16 protein-coding genes are annotated in these 16,766 nt (G+C 66.7%); 10 read left to right on the forward strand and 6 right to left on the reverse strand.

Annotation, left to right across the window (positions count from 1 at the left end; genetic code table 11):
- Positions 1 to 61 precede the first annotated feature (61 nt).
- Positions 62 to 466: a peptide-methionine (R)-S-oxide reductase MsrB gene (gene msrB / locus ISN75_RS03435; RefSeq protein ID WP_167252468.1), complete on the forward strand. Its 405-nt coding sequence runs from the start codon at positions 62 to 64 to the stop codon at positions 464 to 466.
- 4 nt (positions 467 to 470) lie between these two features.
- Here msrB and ISN75_RS03440 read toward each other — a convergent pair whose 3' ends face one another.
- The 3 genes from ISN75_RS03440 to ISN75_RS03450 are packed head-to-tail and all read right to left on the reverse strand — an operon-like array spanning position 471 to position 2,580.
- Entirely contained in the window at positions 471 to 1,385 is a 915-nt protein-coding gene (locus tag ISN75_RS03440; RefSeq protein WP_208399600.1) for a histone deacetylase family protein, read from the reverse strand.
- A gap of 11 nt (positions 1,386 to 1,396) precedes the next feature.
- Positions 1,397 to 1,966, reverse strand: coding sequence for a cob(I)yrinic acid a,c-diamide adenosyltransferase (locus ISN75_RS03445; protein WP_167252466.1), 570 nt, complete (start codon positions 1,964 to 1,966; stop codon positions 1,397 to 1,399).
- Positions 1,967 to 1,974: 8 nt separating this feature from the next.
- Complete coding sequence (locus tag ISN75_RS03450; protein WP_167252465.1) at positions 1,975 to 2,580, reverse strand: hypothetical protein; 606 nt, start codon at positions 2,578 to 2,580, stop codon at positions 1,975 to 1,977.
- 336 nt (positions 2,581 to 2,916) lie between these two features.
- Here ISN75_RS03450 and ubiH point away from each other — a divergent pair, with 336 nt between their 5' ends.
- Genes ubiH through ISN75_RS03465 form a run of 3 tightly spaced genes read left to right on the forward strand, consistent with a single transcriptional unit; the run spans position 2,917 to position 6,187 of the window.
- The gene (ubiH, locus tag ISN75_RS03455; RefSeq protein WP_343819402.1) at positions 2,917 to 4,143 is read left to right on the forward strand and encodes a 2-octaprenyl-6-methoxyphenyl hydroxylase; all 1,227 of its coding nucleotides are present in this window, start codon (positions 2,917 to 2,919) and stop codon (positions 4,141 to 4,143) included.
- The gene (locus tag ISN75_RS03460; RefSeq protein ID WP_168648066.1) at positions 4,140 to 5,351 is read left to right on the forward strand and encodes a UbiH/UbiF/VisC/COQ6 family ubiquinone biosynthesis hydroxylase; all 1,212 of its coding nucleotides are present in this window, start codon (positions 4,140 to 4,142) and stop codon (positions 5,349 to 5,351) included. The genes ubiH and ISN75_RS03460 overlap by 4 nt, the downstream gene beginning before the upstream one ends.
- Positions 5,352 to 5,398: 47 nt before the next feature.
- Positions 5,399 to 6,187, forward strand: coding sequence for a dienelactone hydrolase family protein (locus ISN75_RS03465; protein WP_168648067.1), 789 nt, complete (start codon positions 5,399 to 5,401; stop codon positions 6,185 to 6,187).
- Positions 6,188 to 6,447: 260 nt separating this feature from the next.
- Here ISN75_RS03465 and ISN75_RS03470 read toward each other — a convergent pair whose 3' ends face one another.
- Positions 6,448 to 7,449: a polyprenyl synthetase family protein gene (locus ISN75_RS03470; protein ID WP_168648068.1), complete on the reverse strand. Its 1,002-nt coding sequence runs from the start codon at positions 7,447 to 7,449 to the stop codon at positions 6,448 to 6,450.
- 185 nt (positions 7,450 to 7,634) lie between these two features.
- On the opposite strand from ISN75_RS03470, the gene ISN75_RS03475 reads away from it, so the two are divergent.
- Complete coding sequence (locus ISN75_RS03475; protein WP_167252460.1) at positions 7,635 to 8,624, forward strand: DedA family protein/thiosulfate sulfurtransferase GlpE; 990 nt, start codon at positions 7,635 to 7,637, stop codon at positions 8,622 to 8,624.
- Between the two features lie 125 nt (positions 8,625 to 8,749).
- The gene (gene ssb / locus ISN75_RS03480) at positions 8,750 to 9,361 is read left to right on the forward strand and encodes a single-stranded DNA-binding protein (RefSeq protein ID WP_168648069.1); all 612 of its coding nucleotides are present in this window, start codon (positions 8,750 to 8,752) and stop codon (positions 9,359 to 9,361) included.
- A gap of 153 nt (positions 9,362 to 9,514) precedes the next feature.
- On the opposite strand, the gene ISN75_RS03485 is transcribed toward ssb, so the two are convergent.
- Together ISN75_RS03485 and ISN75_RS03490 are read right to left on the reverse strand one after the other, a co-directional pair.
- Positions 9,515 to 11,689, reverse strand: coding sequence for an autotransporter-associated beta strand repeat-containing protein (locus ISN75_RS03485; RefSeq protein ID WP_343819401.1), 2,175 nt, complete (start codon positions 11,687 to 11,689; stop codon positions 9,515 to 9,517).
- Positions 11,690 to 11,708: 19 nt separating this feature from the next.
- Positions 11,709 to 12,368, reverse strand: coding sequence for a hypothetical protein (locus ISN75_RS03490; RefSeq protein WP_343819400.1), 660 nt, complete (start codon positions 12,366 to 12,368; stop codon positions 11,709 to 11,711).
- A gap of 143 nt (positions 12,369 to 12,511) precedes the next feature.
- Between ISN75_RS03490 and ISN75_RS03495 the strand changes: the two genes are divergently transcribed.
- Genes ISN75_RS03495 through ISN75_RS03510 form a run of 4 tightly spaced genes read left to right on the forward strand, consistent with a single transcriptional unit; the run spans position 12,512 to position 16,740 of the window.
- Positions 12,512 to 13,207, forward strand: a complete 696-nt coding sequence (locus ISN75_RS03495) for a response regulator (protein ID WP_168648074.1) — start codon at positions 12,512 to 12,514, stop codon at positions 13,205 to 13,207.
- A gap of 49 nt (positions 13,208 to 13,256) precedes the next feature.
- Positions 13,257 to 15,176, forward strand: coding sequence for a sensor histidine kinase (locus ISN75_RS03500; RefSeq protein WP_343819399.1), 1,920 nt, complete (start codon positions 13,257 to 13,259; stop codon positions 15,174 to 15,176).
- Positions 15,177 to 15,214: 38 nt separating this feature from the next.
- On the forward strand, positions 15,215 to 15,856 hold the full coding sequence (locus ISN75_RS03505) for a hypothetical protein (RefSeq protein ID WP_168648076.1): 642 nt from the start codon (positions 15,215 to 15,217) through the stop codon (positions 15,854 to 15,856).
- 14 nt (positions 15,857 to 15,870) lie between these two features.
- Positions 15,871 to 16,740: a hypothetical protein gene (locus ISN75_RS03510; RefSeq protein ID WP_343819398.1), complete on the forward strand. Its 870-nt coding sequence runs from the start codon at positions 15,871 to 15,873 to the stop codon at positions 16,738 to 16,740.
- Positions 16,741 to 16,766: the final 26 nt, after the last annotated feature.

Here is a 16,766-nt window from a genome sequence, read left to right on the forward strand (position 1 = left end):
GCTAGCAGAAAGACCCCATATACGGCAGGCAACACCCCCATCCCCAGCCTGAGGATTCAGCATGAGCGAGACCAAGCTGACCAAGACCGATGCCGAGTGGCGCGCCGAGCTCACCCCCGAGCAGTACGCCGTCTGCCGCTGTTCCGCCACCGAGCGCCCGTTCAGCGGCAAGTGGTACCAGCACCACGACGCGGGAACCTACGTCTGCGCCGCCTGCCACAGCCGCCTGTTCGGCTCCGACGCCAAGTACGACTCCGGCTCCGGCTGGCCCAGCTACTACCAGCCGATCGAACCGGGCACGGTGACCGAGCACGCCGACGACAGCCACGGCATGAGCCGTATCGAGGTGCGCTGCGCCCATTGCGATTCGCACCTGGGCCACGTCTTTCCGGACGGCCCGCAGCCGACCGGCCTGCGCTACTGCATCAATTCGGCGGCGCTGGATTTCAAGCCGGCCGGTTCGTAAGAACTCAGTCCATCAGCTCGGCGACGTGCGCGCCGACGCTGGCGGCCAGGGCCTGGAGGTCGTAGCCGCCCTCCAGGGTCGAGACCAGGCGGTCGGCGGCGTGCGCGCGGGCCAGGTCGAGCAGGCGTCCGGTGATCCAGGTGTAGTCCTCGGTGCCCAGCTGCAGCTGGGCCAGCGGGTCGGCGCGGTGGGCGTCGAAGCCGGCCGAGACCAGCACCAGCTGCGGCTTGAAGGCGAACAGCTTCGGCAGCAGCGCGCCTTCCCACAGTCCGCGGAATTCCTCGGAACCCTCGCCCGCGGCCAGCGGCGCATTGACGATATTGCCGACGCCGCGCTCGTCCGCGCGCCCGGTCTGCGGATACAGCGGCGACTGGTGGCTGGAGACGTACATCACGCGGCTGTCGCGCTCGAAGATGTCCTGCGTGCCATTGCCGTGGTGCACGTCGAAATCGACGATGGCCACGCGCTTGAGGCCATGCTCGGCGATGGCATGCGCCGCGGCCACGGCCACGTTGTTGAACAGGCAGAAGCCCATCGCGCGATCCGGCGTGGCGTGATGGCCCGGCGGGCGCACCGCGCAGAACGCGCGTCCGCCGCCGGCCATGGCCATGTCCACCGCCGCCACCACGGCGCCGGCGGCGCGCAGGGCGGCCTCGGCGGAACCGGGCGACATCAGGGTGTCCTCGTCCAGCCGCACGGTGCCGTCGGCCGGCGCGATGGCGAGGATGCGCTCCACGTGTTCCGCCGCGTGCACGCGCAGCAGCTGCTCGCGCGTGGCGCGCGGCGCCTCGATGCGGTCCAGTCCGGCGTAGCGGTCGTGGTCCAGCGCGCGCAGCACGGCGCGCAGGCGCGAGGGCGATTCGGGATGGCCTTCGCCGGGATCGTGCTGCAGGCAGGCCGGATGGGTGTAGAGCCGCAGCATGCGGCGGCTCAGCCCGCGGCGGGCTTGCGGCGGCGCTCGTGCTGCCACAGCACTTCGCCGTGGCCGCCGGCGCGCGCCAGCACGCGGCAGATCACGAACAAAAGATCGGACAGCCGGTTCAGATAGCGCTGCGCCTGTGGACGCACCGCTTCCACGCGGGCCAGCGCAATCACTTCGCGCTCGGCGCGGCGGCACACGGTGCGTGCCAGGTGGCAGCAGGAGGCGGCCATGCCGCCGCCCGGCAGGATGAAATCCTTCAGCGGCGGCAGCGGTTCGTTGAAGCCGTCGAGCACCTGTTCCAGGCGGTCGATGTCGCTGTCGTCGATCATCGCCATGCCGGGAATGCACAGCTCGCCGCCCAGATCGAACAGGTCGTGCTGCACCTGGGTGAGCGCCTCGCGCACGGCGTCGTCCACGCCGTCGCTGGCCAGCACCATGCCGATGGTGCTGTTGAGCTCGTCCACCGTGCCGTAGGCGCCGACGCGCAGCGAATCCTTGGCCACGCGCGAACCGTCGCCGAGGCCGGTGCTGCCGTCGTCGCCGGTGCGCGTGTAGATCTTGGAAAGACGATTGCCCACGCCGGAACTCAGCGCGTCAGCTTGGAATGGTCGGCATGGCCGAGCGTGCGCGAGAGCTGGGTGGCCAGCGCATGCACCACCAGGCCCAGGCCCGCCCACAGCGCGGTGGTTTCCAGGAAGAACAGGTACCAGTCGGCCATGTTGGCGAACCAGGCCGCCACGCTGCGCGGCTGCGGCACGGTGGCGCTCAGCCAGTAGTAGCTGCCGTTGGAGACCACATAGCAGGCCGCCCAGCTCACCAGCAGGGCGCCCACCGCCAGGCCCAGGCCGCGCAGGTTCAGGCCCGGCTTGCGCGCGGCCAACCAGCTGCCGCCCATCCACAGCGCGAAATACGAGGGCACCAGGAACCAGTAGGCCGCCGAGACGCAGTAGTGCTCCCAGAAATTGATGCCCTGGCCGGTGATCACGAAGTAGTCGGCCAGCACCGCCAGCGCCATCAGCAGCGGGAAGGCCCAGCGCGCCGAGCCGCGCAGCCAGAAGCCGGCCAGGAAGAACACGCCCCAGGAGGCGTCCCATACGTCGTGGTGCAGGATCGAGATATGTACGCGGGTGGCGGCCATGACCAGGGCGAGGGCCGCGAAGATGCCGAGGCGCTGGGATTGCGTCGTAGCCATGAGCTGCTCCAGAAGAAAGTGTCGCGAGAAAATGCAGACGCGAAGTCTATCGCAAGTGGGCGCGGGCTTGATTGGGCGAGGCTGGCGGTAAGCCCCTCTCCCGCTGGGAGAGGGGTTGGGGTGAGGGTACGGCCGGAGCGCAAGAGTGATGCGCGCCGCTCCGCCCGAACCCTCATCCGGCTGCCGCCACCTTCCTCGCTCCTCAAAGCCGGGCACATCCCTGTGCCCTCCCCGCGTGCTCCCGGAGGGAGAAGGGCTAGCTCTTGAGGACTGAGCCAAGAGAGGCCGGCCGAGCGCGTATCATCCCGGGACCCTTCCCCCGGTGCCCCGCCAGCGATGACTTCGTCCCCGCCTTCTTCCACCCGCTCCCCCGTGCTCATCGTCGGCGGCGGCCTGGTCGGTGCCAGCCTGGCCATCGCGCTGGATGCGGCCGGGGTCGATGCCGTCATGGTCGAGGCCGCCGCGCCGCGCGCGGATGCGCAGCCCAGCTACGACGAGCGCAACCTCGCGCTGTCCCGCGCCACGGTCAACGGCCTGCAGGCGATCGGCGTGTGGCGGCATGCCGCTGCGCTGGCTACGCCGATCCGGCATATCCACGTCAGCCGCGCCGGCGATTTCGGCAGCGTGCGCCTGGACGCGCAACGCGAAGGCGTCGACGCCCTGGGCTGGACCTTGCCCGCGCGCGAACTCGGCAACGCCCTGCTGCGCCGCCTGGACGAATGCCAGCGCCTGCGCCGCCTCGCCCCGGCCCGGCTGGAAGCGCTGGAGCCGCTGGCCGAAGGCTGGCGCGCGCGGGTGAGCACGGCGGCAGGCACGCAGGAGATCGACGCGGCCCTGCTGGTCGGCGCCGACGGCACCGCCTCGTCGGTGCGCGACCGCCTCGGCATCGACGCCGAAACGTACGACTACGGCCAGACCTTGTTCGTCTGCACCGTTACTCCCGAACGCCCGCACGCCAACCGCGCCTACGAGCGCTTCGCCGACCACGGCCCCGTGGCCCTGCTGCCGCTGGCCGAGCGCCGCTGCGGCCTGGTGCTGACCGTGCCGACCGAACAGGCCGCCGAGGTGACGGCGCTGGACGACGAAGGTTTTCTCGCCTTCGCGCAGCAGCGCTTCGGCTGGCGGCTGGGCCGCCTCGCGCGGGCGGGTAAGCGGCATCCGTATGCGATCAGGCGCGTGGCGGCGGGGCGGCTTACCGGCCCGCGTGCCGTGCTGGTGGGCAATGCGGCGCAGACGGTGCATCCGATCGGCGCGCAGGGTTTCAATCTCGGCCTGCGCGATGCGCTGACCCTGGCGGAACTGGTCGCCGCGGCCGCCGACCCCGGCGCGCCCGCGCTGCTGGAGCACTACGCCGCGCGCCGCGCGCCGGACCGCGAAGGCACCATGGGCATGAGCCACGGCCTGGTGCAGCTGGCCTGCCTGGAACAGCCCCTGCTCGGCCCGCTGCGCTCGCTGGCCCTGCTGGCCTGCGACCGCGTGCCGCCGCTGCGCAGCCTGCTGGCGCGCAAGGGCATGGGCTTCCGCGCCGAGCCGCCGCAGGCGGTGCTGGAGCGTCTGCCATGACTCAGACGACTGCACGTGGTGACGCGCGTCGCCGTGGCCCGGCGCTGGATGTGGCGGTGGTCGGCGGCGGCATGGTCGGCGCGGCTGCGGCGCTTGCGCTGGCGCGTGCCGGTTTCGCCACCGCCTTGATCGAGGCGCGCGAACCGGCGCCGTGGTCGGCCGAGCAGGAAGTCGATCTGCGCGTGGTGGGCCTGGCGCCTTCGTCCATCGCCTTGCTCGACGAACTCGGCGTGTGGGCGTCCATCCGCGACTCGCGTTCCAGCCCCTACGCGCATATGCACGTGTGGGACGCCGAAAGCGGCGCCGCCATCCATTTCGACGCGGCCAACGAAGGCCGCGACCTGCTCGGCCATATCGTCGAGAACAGCCTGGTGCAGTGGCGCCTGTGGCTGGCGCTGGATGCGGCCGGCGTGCAGCGGCTGTGCCCGGCGGAAGTGAAGGGCTTCGAAGCGCAGGAAGACCGCATCCAGCTCGATCTGGCCGACGGCCGATCCATCGCCGCCCGCCTGCTGGTCGCCGCCGACGGCGCCGGCTCGCCGCTGCGCAAGCTCGCCGGCATCGGCACGCGCGGCCGCGATTACGCGCAGCGCGCGGTGGTGGCGCACGTGCGCACCGAGCGGCCGCACGAAGGCACCGCGTGGCAGCGCTTTCTTCCCGACGGCCCGCTGGCGCTGCTGCCGCTGGCCGACGGGCGTAGCTCCATCGTGTGGTCGCTGCCGGAAGACGAAGCCAAGCGCGTGCTCGCGCTGGACGACGCAGCCTTCCTTGCCGAACTCGGCACCGCCAGCGATTTCCGCCTGGGCCGCATCGTCGGCGCCACGAAGCGCGCGGCCTTCCCGCTCAAGCTGCAGCTGGCCGAAACCTACCAGGCCGACCGCTTCGTGCTGCTCGGCGACGCCGCGCACGCGGTGCATCCGCTGGCGGGGCAGGGTGTGAATCTGGGCCTGCGCGACGTGCTGGAACTGCGCGACACCTTGCTCGCCGCGCGCGCAGCCCACCGCGATATCGCCGCCGCCCACGTGCTGCGCCGCTACGCGCGCCGCCGGCGCAGCGCCGACACGCTGGACGCGCTGGGTTTCGACGCACTGGCACGCATCTACAGCTGGCGCGCTTCGCCGCTGATCGCCGCGCGCGGCGTTGGCGTGCGCCTGGTCGACCAGCTGTCGCCGCTGAAGCGCCGCCTCGCGGAGCATGCCGCCGGGCGCTGAGCCGCCGTCACTGCAAGCTTTCTTCGCACACCGTCAAGGAGTGGATCATGCGTATCGCACGACTCGGTTGTCTGCTGTTGCTGTCCGGTCTGGCCTTCGCCGCGCAGGCGAAGATGGTGCACAAGCCGGTGGAGTGGACGCTGGACGGCACCCGCTTCCACAGCGTGCTGGTCTACGACGACGCGGTATCCGCCAAGCGCCCCGCGCTGGTGATGGTGCCGAACTGGTACGGCGTGAACGACCTGGCGCTGAGCAAGGCCGAAGGCATCGCCGGCAAGGACTACGTCATCCTGGTCACCGACATGTACGGCGCCACCGTCCGCCCGAAGAGCGACCAGGAAGCGCAGGCCGCGGTAAAGCCGCTGTACGGCGACCGCGCGCTGATGCGCAAGCGCGTGTCCTACGCGCTGGACCAGCTGAAGGCGCAGGCCAAGGACGCGCCGATCGACGTGTCGAAACTGGCCGCGATCGGCTTCTGCTTCGGCGGCTCCGCCGTGCTGGATCTGGCCCGCGCTGGCGCCGACGTGGCCGCGGTGGTTTCCTTCCACGGCGGACTGGCCACCGACAACCCGGAACTGGCCAGGCAGATCAAGGCCCGCGTGCTGGTGTTCAACGGCGCCGACGACAAGGGCACCATGCCCGACGCCGACAAGTTCATGGACGAGATGCGCGGCAGCAAGGCCGACTGGCAGTTCGTGGTGCTGGGCAATGCGGTGCATTGCTTCACCGAGACGGACCAGCACCGCGAAGGCTGCGCGTATGACGAGCGGGCGGCGAAGCGGAGCTATCGGATGATGGGGGATTGGTTGCGCGGGGCTTTTAGCAACACGCCGTAACCTGCATACGAAGCACTCTTCTCCCCTCCGGGGAGAAGATGCCGGCAGGCAGATGAGGGGCGGGTGCTCGCGGTAAAAGATCGACGAAGTACCGCTCGCTTTGCAGCGTCCGCTTCACCGCTCCGTAGGCCCCCCTCACCCCAACCCTCTCCCCGCAGGGGAGAGGGGGCAAGAGCGTCAGTTGCCAGACGCATGAAGGCCGCGATGTTGGGGTTCGCCTTTGGCTCACCCCAACCTACGCCAGCGGTGCGATGCGCGGATCAATAGCTCCGCTGCACCGAATAATCAGCCAATGCCGCCAGCGCATCGCGATACCGCGACGGCGGCAGCGCTTCCAGCGCATCCCGCGCCGCATGCGCATGGAACACGGCGTGCTCGTGCGTGCGGTCCAGCGCACCGGAATCGCGGATCGCCGCGATGATCCGCTCCAGCGAATCCAGCCCGCCGTGCTCGATGGCGTGGCGCAGCGACTGCACCTGCTCCGGGTCGGCCTTCTGCATGGCGTAGATCAGCGGCAGGGTCGGCTTGCCCTCGGCGAGGTCGTCGCCGATGTTCTTGCCCAGGGTGTCGGCGTCGCTGACGTAGTCCAGCAGGTCGTCGGCGATCTGGAAGGCATAGCCCAGTTCCATGCCGTAGCGGCGCAGCGCGGCGATCTGGTCTTCCGGCAGGCCGCCGAGCACGCCGCCCAGTTCGGTGGCGGCGGCGAACAGCACCGCAGTCTTGCGCTCGATCACCGCCAGGTAGGCGGCTTCGTCCACGTCGGCATTGCCGATATTGAGCAGCTGCAGCACCTCGCCCTCGGCGATGGTGTTGGTGGTGTCGGCCAGGATGCGCATCACGCGCATGTCGTCTAGTTCCACCATCAGCTGGAACGAGCGCGAATACAGGAAGTCGCCCACCAGCACGCTGGCCGCATTGCCCCACACCGCGTTGGCGGTCTTGCGGCCGCGGCGCAGGTCGGACTCGTCGACCACGTCGTCGTGCAGCAGGGTGGAGGTGTGGATGAACTCGATCACCGCGGCCAGCTTGATGTGCTGCTCGCCGCCATAGCCGGCGGCGCCGGCCGCCAGCACGTGCAGCATCGGGCGCAGGCGCTTGCCGCCGCCGGCGATGATGTGGTCCGCGATCTGGTTGATCAGCACCACGTCGGAGGAGAGCCGGCGGCGGATCAGGCCGTCCACCCGCTTCATGTCGTCGTCGGCCAGCGCGCGCACGTCGGCGAAATCGGTCGGGCGGATGGCGGTGGCGGGCATCGTGGTCATGGCGGGGTCGCGGCTTCGTAGCGAATGATTATAGGGGGAGGGCGCGCCATTTCGCCGCCGGAAGGTCATGGTGCGCCGGGAGACACAGCCTGTTTCCCCGCTGGAACGTTTGCAAACCGGCCGCCGCGCCCCAATCATCAGCGCATTCGATCCGGCCTCGCGCCGGCTATCCCGGGGTGCCGACGATGGCCCATGAAATCATTGCCCTGCTGGCCGAATACGGCCTGGTGCTGGTGTTCTTCAACGTGCTGGTCGAGCAGGCCGGCGCGCCGGTGCCGGCGGTGCCCACCCTGGTCGTGGCCGGCGCCCTGGCCGCCAATGGCCAGCTGCCGCTGATGGGCGTGGTGGGGCTGGCCCTGCTGGCCTGCCTGCTGAGCGACCTGGTCTGGTACTGGGCCGGCCGCCGCTACGGCGCGGGGGTGATGCGCACCCTGTGCCGCATTTCCCTGTCCCCCGATTCCTGCGTCAAGCAATCCGAGCTGCGCTTCCAGCGCTGGCGCGGGCAGGTGCTGCTGGTGGCCAAGTTCGTGCCCGGCCTGTCCACCGTGGCCCCGCCCCTGGTCGGCGCGCTGGGCCTGCGCCCGGCCATGTTCGTGCTGATGGACGGCCTGGGTTCCCTGCTGTGGCTGGGCCTGGCCGTGGGCCTGGGCTATGTGCTGGCGCCGCAGATCGACCAGGTGCTGGTGGCGCTGGGCAATGCCGGCACCATCGCGCTGGAAGTGGTCGGCAGCCTGCTGGCGCTGTACATCCTGATGAAGTGGTGGCAGCGCCACCGCCTGATCGCCACCCTGCGCATGGCGCGCATCACCGTGGACGAACTCAAGCGCGCCATCGACGAAGGCCTGGAGCCGGTGCTGGTGGACGTGCGCTCGCCGGCCGCCCGCATGGTCGACACCCGCGTGATTCCCGGCGCCTTGCTGGCCGACGTGGCCGGCATCGACCGCGCCGTGCACGACGTGCCGCTGGACGCCGAGCTGGTCATCTACTGCAGCTGCCCCAACGAGGCCTCCGCCGCCGTCGCCGCCAAGAACCTGATGCAGCAAGGATATCGCCGCGTGCGCCCCCTGCTGGGCGGCCTGGACGCCTGGGAAGCGGCCGGCTTCGCCATCCTGCGGCTGCCGCCGGAAGGCGCCGACGCCGAGGACGGGCACCTGCCTACGCAGCACGCGGCCTGAGCCTTACCCGGGGCGAAGGCGCGGCGTCCTGACTCTTGAGACCGCGATCGGTATTATGACCGGCCATATCAACCCCGGCCGTACTCCTCCCTATTTACGGCCGGCCAATCGAGGAAACCCATTCCATGGCCCGTGGCATCAATAAAGTCATCATCGTCGGCAACCTGGGCGCCGACCCCGAGACGCGCTACACCAGCAGCGGCACCGCGATCACCAGCCTGCGCATCGCCACCTCCGAGCAGTGGACCGACAAGCAGAGCGGCGAGCGCCAGGAGCGCACCGAGTGGCACCGCGTGAAGCTGTTCGGCAAGCTGGCCGAGATCTCCGGCGAATACCTGAAGAAGGGCCGCCAGGTCTATATCGAAGGCTCCCTGCGCACCGACAAGTACACCGACAAGGACGGCGTCGAGCGCTACAGCACCGACATCATCGCCAACGAGATGCAGATGCTGGGCGGTGGCGGCGGTGAAGGCGGCGGCGCGGGTGGCGGTGGCGGCGGTTACCAGCGTTCGCAGGGCGGCGGTGGTGGCGGTCAGCGCCAGGGTGGCGGCGGTGGTGGCTATGGCAACCGCGGCGGTGGCGGTGGTGGCGGCGATTACGGCAATCGCGGCGGCAGCGACTTCGGTGGCGGCGCCAGCGGCGGCGGCAACCGCGGCGGCAACGACTACGGCTCGCGCCAGTCTTCTCCGCCGCCGGTGGAGAACAACAGTTTTGATGATGACGATATTCCGTTCTAGACAACACCTAAGCTAGATTGGTGAAAAAGATTAGATAAGCCCCTGAATTTTAGGGGCTTTTCTTTTTTTATTTGTCTCTTGACGGTTTGAAACCGGTCCATATAGTCGATCTCATGTGAGATCGGGTGATAAAGGTGATCGGTGCCTAGGCTCTCAGTCCATGTGCTTAGCGGTGGCGAACGTGTGCCGATGCTCCACGACACCCAAGGCCTGCCGCTCTTCTATCCGACACTCTTCGTAACGACTCAGCTGCGTAACGCAGCGGCAGCGGTCAACACGATCCGCAACAAACTGGCGGACATCGTCGTGCTCCTGCGATGGGAGCAGAGTAAAGGTCGCGATCTGATTACGGAGTTCACCCATGCCCTCGGTGCTGCGGCTGCGATTGCGGTCGTACGCCTGGTCTAGCTGCTGCTGCCCCTGGTTCTGTCCGAAGGCAAAACCCGCCACGCCCGAGCTGCCGATCTTCCGGTCGCTGCCTACCAGCCATCCGTTCAACTGGAAGCCGACGCCGTCATAACCGGAACGGCCCATGCCGCCACCGACGTTGAGGCTCTGTGTCCACATGCCGTAGCCGGTGTTGCGGCCGAGCAGGTCGTCGAAGCGGTCGGCCAGCGCACGGCTGGAGGCGTCGATTGCCTCGAACGTCATCGCCGCGCTGGCGGCGTGCAGCTGGCCGGAGAGGCTTTGCAGCGAGGCCTGTGCAGCCTCCAGGTTGGGGGCCTGCTGGAACTCGCCGGCGGCTTGCACGAAATCGCTCGACACGCTGGAGAGGTTGCCGCTGGCGATCTTGCTATTGAGTTGGGTGAAGGCGCCTTGTACGCGCTGCGCGCTGCCGAGCGACAAAGGCGTATACGTCACGCCACCACCCGCCGCCGCAGTCGTCACATCGAGGCCGGTGGTATCCAGCCATGCGCTGTGGGAGTCGTAGTAAATCCTGGATGAGATGAAGACCACTCCTGCGGCTTTGGCCAGTCGGGTGAAGCTGCCACCAAACGAAATGCCTTTCGTGGTGGTAAAGACCTCGGTGTGGGAATTGGCGACGTAGCCTTGATCGGCACCGATAATTTCCAGCGTGCCTCCGCTCACCAGAATGTTGCCGTCGACCACGAGCTTGCTGCCTAGGCTCACGGCCAGGGTGCCGGTGAATGTATTGGTGTAGCTGCCGCCGATGTGGGTGTCGCCGCCGCGCACGACGACCCTGCCGGAGTTGTAGAGGTCGCCGGCGACACCGGCAAGCTGGGCGGCTCCCCCGTTCGCGTAGCCTTCCAGCGTGGTTGTGCCATTCACCTTGACATTGCCCGGCAATGCGTAAGCAGTCCTGATGGAACCCTGGTTGATCGTCGTCCCCCCGGTGTACGTATTGTCCGGTGACTGCAGGATCAACTCGCCCGGGCCGTTCTGCGTGACGGAGCCCGGCCCGGAGATCGCGCCGCTGGCAAAAACATTCCGCGCGCTATTGAAGAGCAGGGCGCCTTTATTCAGCACCGGCGCCTCGAACGAAAAATTGCCGGTTGCGCTGCCTGGGATGTCGCCGCTGTTGTCGATCTGTAGCGTTCCGCGCTCGATCGTGATCCGCGAGGGACGGAGCACCTGATTCCATGGAACCAGCGTCAACTTACCGCTGCCGGCATGGATCAGCGCGCCATCTCCCACGGACGAAATGCTGCTCGCGAAAGTGACATCATCGCTGCGATTGAATACCAAGGTGCCGGAATGGATCGCGATATTGCCGCCCAGGCCAAGCGAGCCCTTGGAGCCGCCATCGCCGATCTGCAGCGTGGTGCCATCGGGTCCGGTGCCGTCGATGGTTACGCTGCGCGGAATGAGATTGTCGTTGTCGATGACCCAGGTGCCGCCGTTCGCTACCGTCATGTCACCGTAGAAGCGGCTTTTACCGGTGACGGTCTGCGCATACGAGCGCACGCTTCCTGCTGCGCCGGTCAAGGTCAGCGTGGAATTCGAGCTTACGCCGACGTCGAGGTCGCCGCGGATGGAACTGCCGGCCGACAACAGGACGGCGTTGTTCGCGTTCTCGCGCAATTTCACATCACCGATGATGGTGCCCGCGTTGGTCAGCACCAGCGCTCCACCGGCATTGCCTGCGGGTAGGTATTCCGAAGCGACGAAAATGGCGCAGCCGCCGGACTTCGGGCAGTCCCCGGCGCGCGTACCGGTGCTTGCGATGGTGGAGCCGGCATCGTTGGTCACGCTGCCGCCGTGCTGCAGGTAGACCGCCGTGGCCGCCGCCGAGATCGTGGCGCCTCCACCGTTCGTGACCGCGCCGGGCTGGCCGGTCACTTCGATGGCTATGCCGTTGCTGGACAAGATGGAACTGCCGGCGCCTTCATTGGTAACGCTGCCGCCGTACTGCAGGCGGATCGCACCTGCTCCGCCGGATATGACGCCGCCCGCGCTGTTCCGGACCGTGCTTGTGGCCAGGGCCGCCTGCACCGCGAGGCCCGTGCCGGAGCTGATCGTGCTGCGGAATCGCCGCTTCCACCACGGCGCGCGGAAGAAAGAAGGCCAGGGCGCGTGTGCGCGTGGGGCGCCGCATGGTCATCGGCCGGCCCATGTCCAGCGCGAGAATGCCCGGTACGAACTGCGTGATCGGGCGTCGCTGCGCGGTGCCGATTTCGGTCTCGGCAATGCCTTCCATCAGCACGTGGAAGCAGTAGTCGCGCATGTCGTCGGCGGCGATCTTTTGCGCAGAGCGTTGCAGCATGGTCGGGCCGGTACGGCTGTCCAGGTAGACGATGTCCGGCAGCACATACGTATCGAGTTCGGCATGGAAGCCGCCGGCGATCTGCGCCGGCGCCACCGGCACCTCCAGCATGCCGGCCAGCCGGTCGCGCCAGGCCGGCAGTTGCCGTTCCCTGGGTTCGCCGGCCACGCTGAAGCGCTGGCGGCTCAGCGCGGTGTCCGCGGAACCCTGTTCCTTGTGCCGCGCCCACGCGGCTGTGCGCGCCGCGTCGCCGCGGAGCGGATCCTGCCAGAAGGTGTGCATGCTCCTGCCCCTGTCGATGCGACCTGCCGTGGTCCGGTATCGTGGGAAGGGGGCGCCGGCTTGTCTGTAGAACAAACACGCTACAGGTGCCGCCGCCGGCCGCCGCGCACAATGCGCTTCTTCAAGGAACCCAGGGATCCACCATGGAATCACCGGCCGCCGGCCAGACTCCGCCGCTGATCCACGTGGCGATCGTCGAGGACGACCTGGGTTTCAGGCGCGCCCTCAGCGAGGCCATCGACAGCACGCAGGACCTGCGCCTGGCCGGCGTCGCCGGCACGCGCGCCGAAGGCTTGCAGTTGCTGCTGGGCGCGCCGGTGGACGTGCTGCTGGTGGACCTGGGCCTGCCGGACGGTTCCGGCATCGACGTGATCAAGGCCGCGGTGCAGCAGTGGAGCAGCTGCAGCGTGGTGGTCAGCACCAACTTCGGCGACGAGACCCACGTCATCCGCTCGATCGAGGCCGGCGCCTCCGGCTATCTGCTGAAGGACAGTTCGCCTGCCCGCATCGTCGACGAGATCCGCAGCGTGGCCAGCGGCGGCAGCCCGATCAGCCCTATCATTGCGCGCCAGGTGCTGGCACGGTTCCGGCAGCTGGGGGCAGGGGGTGCAAGCCGCGCCCAGAAGCCGGACGAGGCAGCGCAACTGCTGTCCGCGCGCGAGAAGGAAGTGCTGGAACTCATCACCAAGGGTTTCACGGCGAATGAAATCGCCCGGCTGATGTCGTTGTCGCCTTTCACCGTGCGCAGCTTCGTGCGGCGTATCTACAGCAAGTTGAATGTGACATCCAAGGCGGAAGCGATTTATGAGGCCAGGAATCAGGGGATTCTGGACGGCTGACTCGACCGGCAAAGCCGATGCGGTGGATGAGCGGGCGCCGCGTCCGCCCTTGAAAAGCGTCCCCGCGGCGGCGGCGCTGTTTTTCTCGGTGGCGTTATTGGCCGCGCTCGGCGCCTTTCTCTCGCTGGCGGTGAGCGGCATCGAGCGCTCCGGCGAATGCCTGCATCTGACGCAGGCCAGCTGGCAGGCGGTGCCGGCGACGGGTTTCGGTGCGATGCCGGCTACGCAGGACAGCCGGAGCCTTCCATCCGGCTGGCACGACACCCGCTTGCCATTGGCGATGCCGACGCGTGTCAAGGCTGCGGATACGTCCGCGTACTTCACCACCTGGGTGAGGCTGGCGGTCGACGAGGCGCAAGCGCTCACCGCCTCGCGCGCCTTGTACGGCGTACGCCTGAAGACCGACGGCCCCATCGCGATCTATATCAACGGCAAGCTGGCCTATCGCGCGCAGCAGCGCGGCCAGCAGTGGAACAGCCTGTTCATGCCGCTGTGGATGAACCTGGAACCCGGCACGAGCGATGCGCCGGTGCATGAAATCCTGATCGGCCTGCAGCACACGTCCAGCTATCCCGTAGCCGTGTCTTCGCTGTGGCTCGGGCCAGCCGATGCCTTGCGCGGCCGCTACCAGGTGCGCCAATGGCTGCAGTCGGGACTGCCGGCGATGTTGAACGCGGCGTTCCTGGCGGTAGGCATCTTCGCGCTGTTCGTGTGGTTCAGGCGCCGCGAGGATGCCAGCTATCTGCTGTTCTTCTGCCTCGCCGCCACCGCCTTCGCCGGCCATCTGCATTACTACGTGGACTTGCCGATCGCCCGCGACTGGTTCGGCTGGCTGGTGATCAACTCGCTGTGCTGGGGGCTGACCTCGCTGCATTTCTTCCTGCGGCTGCTGCACGGCCGCCCGCTGCGCTGGCTGGGGCGTGCGGTGGTGGCCACCGTGGTACTGATCGGCTTGGCGACGATGCCGCTGCCATGGGCCTTGCCCAATTCCTCGCCGATGCTGGCGACGATCTACGCGCTCGAGCTGCTGATGGCGCTGGCGATCTGCATCGTGGGCGGCGCCGCCACCTGGCGTGCATCGCGGGAGGGGCGGGTGGTGGTGGTGGCGCTGGCCATCTGCGAGCTGCTCGGCATGTCCGACTGGATGCTGCACAACAATGTGGTGGGGCCGGAGGGCTGGTTCCTCGGCGCGTACACCAATGGCGTGACATTCATCTTCTTCGGGCTGCTGATGTATCGGCGCTATGTGCGAGCCATCGAAGAAGTGGAGCGGGTGAATGCGAGCCTGGCCGAACGCTTGCGCTTGCGCGAGGCCGAACTGGAAGCAAGCCACCAGCGCCTGCGCGAGATCGAACAGCGCCAGTTGCTGAGCGACGAACGCCAACGCCTGATGCAGGACATGCATGACGGCCTGGGCTCCACGCTGATCAGCGCGATCCGCTCGGTGGAGCAGGGCCGCATGCGCGACGCCGAAGTTTCGCAGTTGCTCAAGGACTGCATGGATGACCTGAAGCTGGCAATCGACTCGATGGAGCCGGTGGAAGCGGACTTACTCTTGTTGTTGGCAACGTTGCGCTACCGCCTTGAACCTCGCATGGAAAGCGCCAACGTCGCGCTGGTGTGGGACGTAAAAGAACTGCCAGCGCTGGATTGGCTGGATCCGTCGAGCGCGTTGAATATCCTACGCATTGTGCAGGAGAGCGTTGCGAACACGTTGCGCCATACGCGGGCCACGGTTATCCGTGTTGCTACGGCCGTCGAAGGCGATGGTGTGCAGGTGATCATCGAGGACAACGGGCAGGGCTTCGATGTGGCGGCCGCGTTGTCGCGCGGCGGCGGCCGCGGCTTGCATAATCAGCAGCGGCGTGCGCAGGTGATCAATGGGCGGGTCGAATGGGTATCCGGAGAGGCCGGCACGCGATTTACGCTCTGGCTTCCCGTGCTGCGGGGAGATGAAGTATGCGGTTGAGAGGTGCCTTCAGACTGTTTTCGTTCGCGGTGGCGACCATGGCAGTGGGCGCGGAATACAGGATTGACCCGCATTATTCTCGCGAGCCGGTCTGCGTCGCGATGACAAAGGCACTCAATAAGGGCGCCATCGTCGATGTGCGAATGCCGGTGTGCCGCAGAAGGATGGATATCTCTGGCAACCGAGAAGGTCTGTCGTCCGCAAGTTTACGAAAGATCGATCTTCAGGATCATCGGCAGCTGCTCATCGAGATGCTGATGATCACCGGTGCACCCATGGCGAGCGACAAGGCCGGCCAGCGTGCGGATGACATCATTCGTTCTTCGGAGGTGAGGATCTACGCCACCAGGTTGGATCCCGATAACGGCGGCCATGTCCGAAACATATACGTCGTGGACAATACGAGCTGCGAGCCTGAGTGGTTCTCGAATCCGGCGTCTCCGGCTGTTTACGTGGAGGCGGCCAACGGGGAGTTGGATCCTTACTGGGGGAAGGGGACGTCGGCCTTGGGGTATCCGTTCTTCTACAGAGGGCAGACCTACTACGCCCAATGGCAGTCGAATGGATCGCGGTATCCGGCATCCTTGTCGTTGTATTCGCCGCTTGTTGTGAACGAATTCAATCGATCGATGTTCAAGCAAGAGGGTTTTGGTCTCGTTTGTTCCATCGAGAAAAAATAATCGGAAGCTATGTCATGGCACTTGCCTCACCCATCCTGGAATACAAAGTAGAGGCTGTCATTGGCGATATCCGCGTGCACTGTCGACGTATCATGGTGTGGCGTCCACGGTTGATCGGAACCTTCAGGTGTTGCAAGCAATTCCTGACCTTGCTGGCCTGCATATTTTTCTGCGGAAGTGCATCTGCCAGCTGCCTGAGCAATCCGCTGTTCGCCCATGACCATGTCGTGTATGCCGGGGAGGTTGGGAACAGGCAGATCAGGTTGACTCTTCAATTCGATGCGCTCTCGCAACAAGTGTCAGGTATGTACGGCATCAGCGGCGATTCGATTTCGCACGATATCCCCAGTCAACCAGATGGTGAAGCCGTCACGATTCATATCGCGGGCAAGAACGGCCGTAGCGATCAGTTGAGGTTGCGTGCAGTGGACAGTCTGGCTGCCATCCATAGCCCGGATGCAAATGGATGTCTTGAACTGGATGGCGTGTACTTAAGAAATGGATTGGCTGAAGAAGACGTCAAGTTGCTCAGAGTGACTGCCATCAAGTCGGAATACGATGCAGATAGGAAGGCCAATGAAGCGGTTGCTCTGCGTTTTCAGCGAGCGCTTATCGCTCGTGACAAGCAGATTGTCGCTTCGCTGCTGATCTACCCGTTCTTTAGTCAGTACGGCCGAAAAACTTCAGTTTGGAAAGATGCGGGCGAAGTCGTCAAGCACTACGACGAAGCTATTCAGTTCGATGCGCCAGCTCTGCGCAAGGCGGTTCCCTTCCTGCTCGAAAGCAGATGGAACAAGAGCGAGTTTTTCGATGGCGCTGTCTGTCTATCCGAGCAGAAAGTCGAACAGATGTGCATCGGTCCCTGCGTTGGTGGCTGCCCCTGAGTTTCAGATCGAGGCGAATGCACTGA

Source organism: Dyella marensis (genome assembly GCF_049532885.1).
In the GTDB taxonomy this organism is placed as follows: domain Bacteria; phylum Pseudomonadota; class Gammaproteobacteria; order Xanthomonadales; family Rhodanobacteraceae; genus Dyella_D; species Dyella_D marensis.

Bases quoted from the DNA above. Each gene is read 5' to 3' on its own strand.
- msrB (WP_167252468.1), top strand. From the start codon at position 62: ATGAGCGAGACCAAGCTGACCAAGACCGATGCCGAGTGGCGCGCCGAG.
- ISN75_RS03450 (WP_167252465.1), bottom strand. From the start codon at position 2,580: ATGGCTACGACGCAATCCCAGCGCCTCGGCATCTTCGCGGCCCTCGCC.
- ubiH (WP_343819402.1), top strand. From the start codon at position 2,917: ATGACTTCGTCCCCGCCTTCTTCCACCCGCTCCCCCGTGCTCATCGTC.
- ISN75_RS03460 (WP_168648066.1), top strand. From the start codon at position 4,140: ATGACTCAGACGACTGCACGTGGTGACGCGCGTCGCCGTGGCCCGGCG.
- ISN75_RS03465 (WP_168648067.1), top strand. From the start codon at position 5,399: ATGCGTATCGCACGACTCGGTTGTCTGCTGTTGCTGTCCGGTCTGGCC.
- ISN75_RS03470 (WP_168648068.1), bottom strand. From the start codon at position 7,449: ATGACCACGATGCCCGCCACCGCCATCCGCCCGACCGATTTCGCCGAC.
- ISN75_RS03475 (WP_167252460.1), top strand. From the start codon at position 7,635: ATGGCCCATGAAATCATTGCCCTGCTGGCCGAATACGGCCTGGTGCTG.
- ssb (WP_168648069.1), top strand. From the start codon at position 8,750: ATGGCCCGTGGCATCAATAAAGTCATCATCGTCGGCAACCTGGGCGCC.
- ISN75_RS03490 (WP_343819400.1), bottom strand. From the start codon at position 12,368: ATGCACACCTTCTGGCAGGATCCGCTCCGCGGCGACGCGGCGCGCACA.
- ISN75_RS03495 (WP_168648074.1), top strand. From the start codon at position 12,512: ATGGAATCACCGGCCGCCGGCCAGACTCCGCCGCTGATCCACGTGGCG.
- ISN75_RS03505 (WP_168648076.1), top strand. From the start codon at position 15,215: ATGGCAGTGGGCGCGGAATACAGGATTGACCCGCATTATTCTCGCGAG.
- ISN75_RS03510 (WP_343819398.1), top strand. From the start codon at position 15,871: ATGGCACTTGCCTCACCCATCCTGGAATACAAAGTAGAGGCTGTCATT.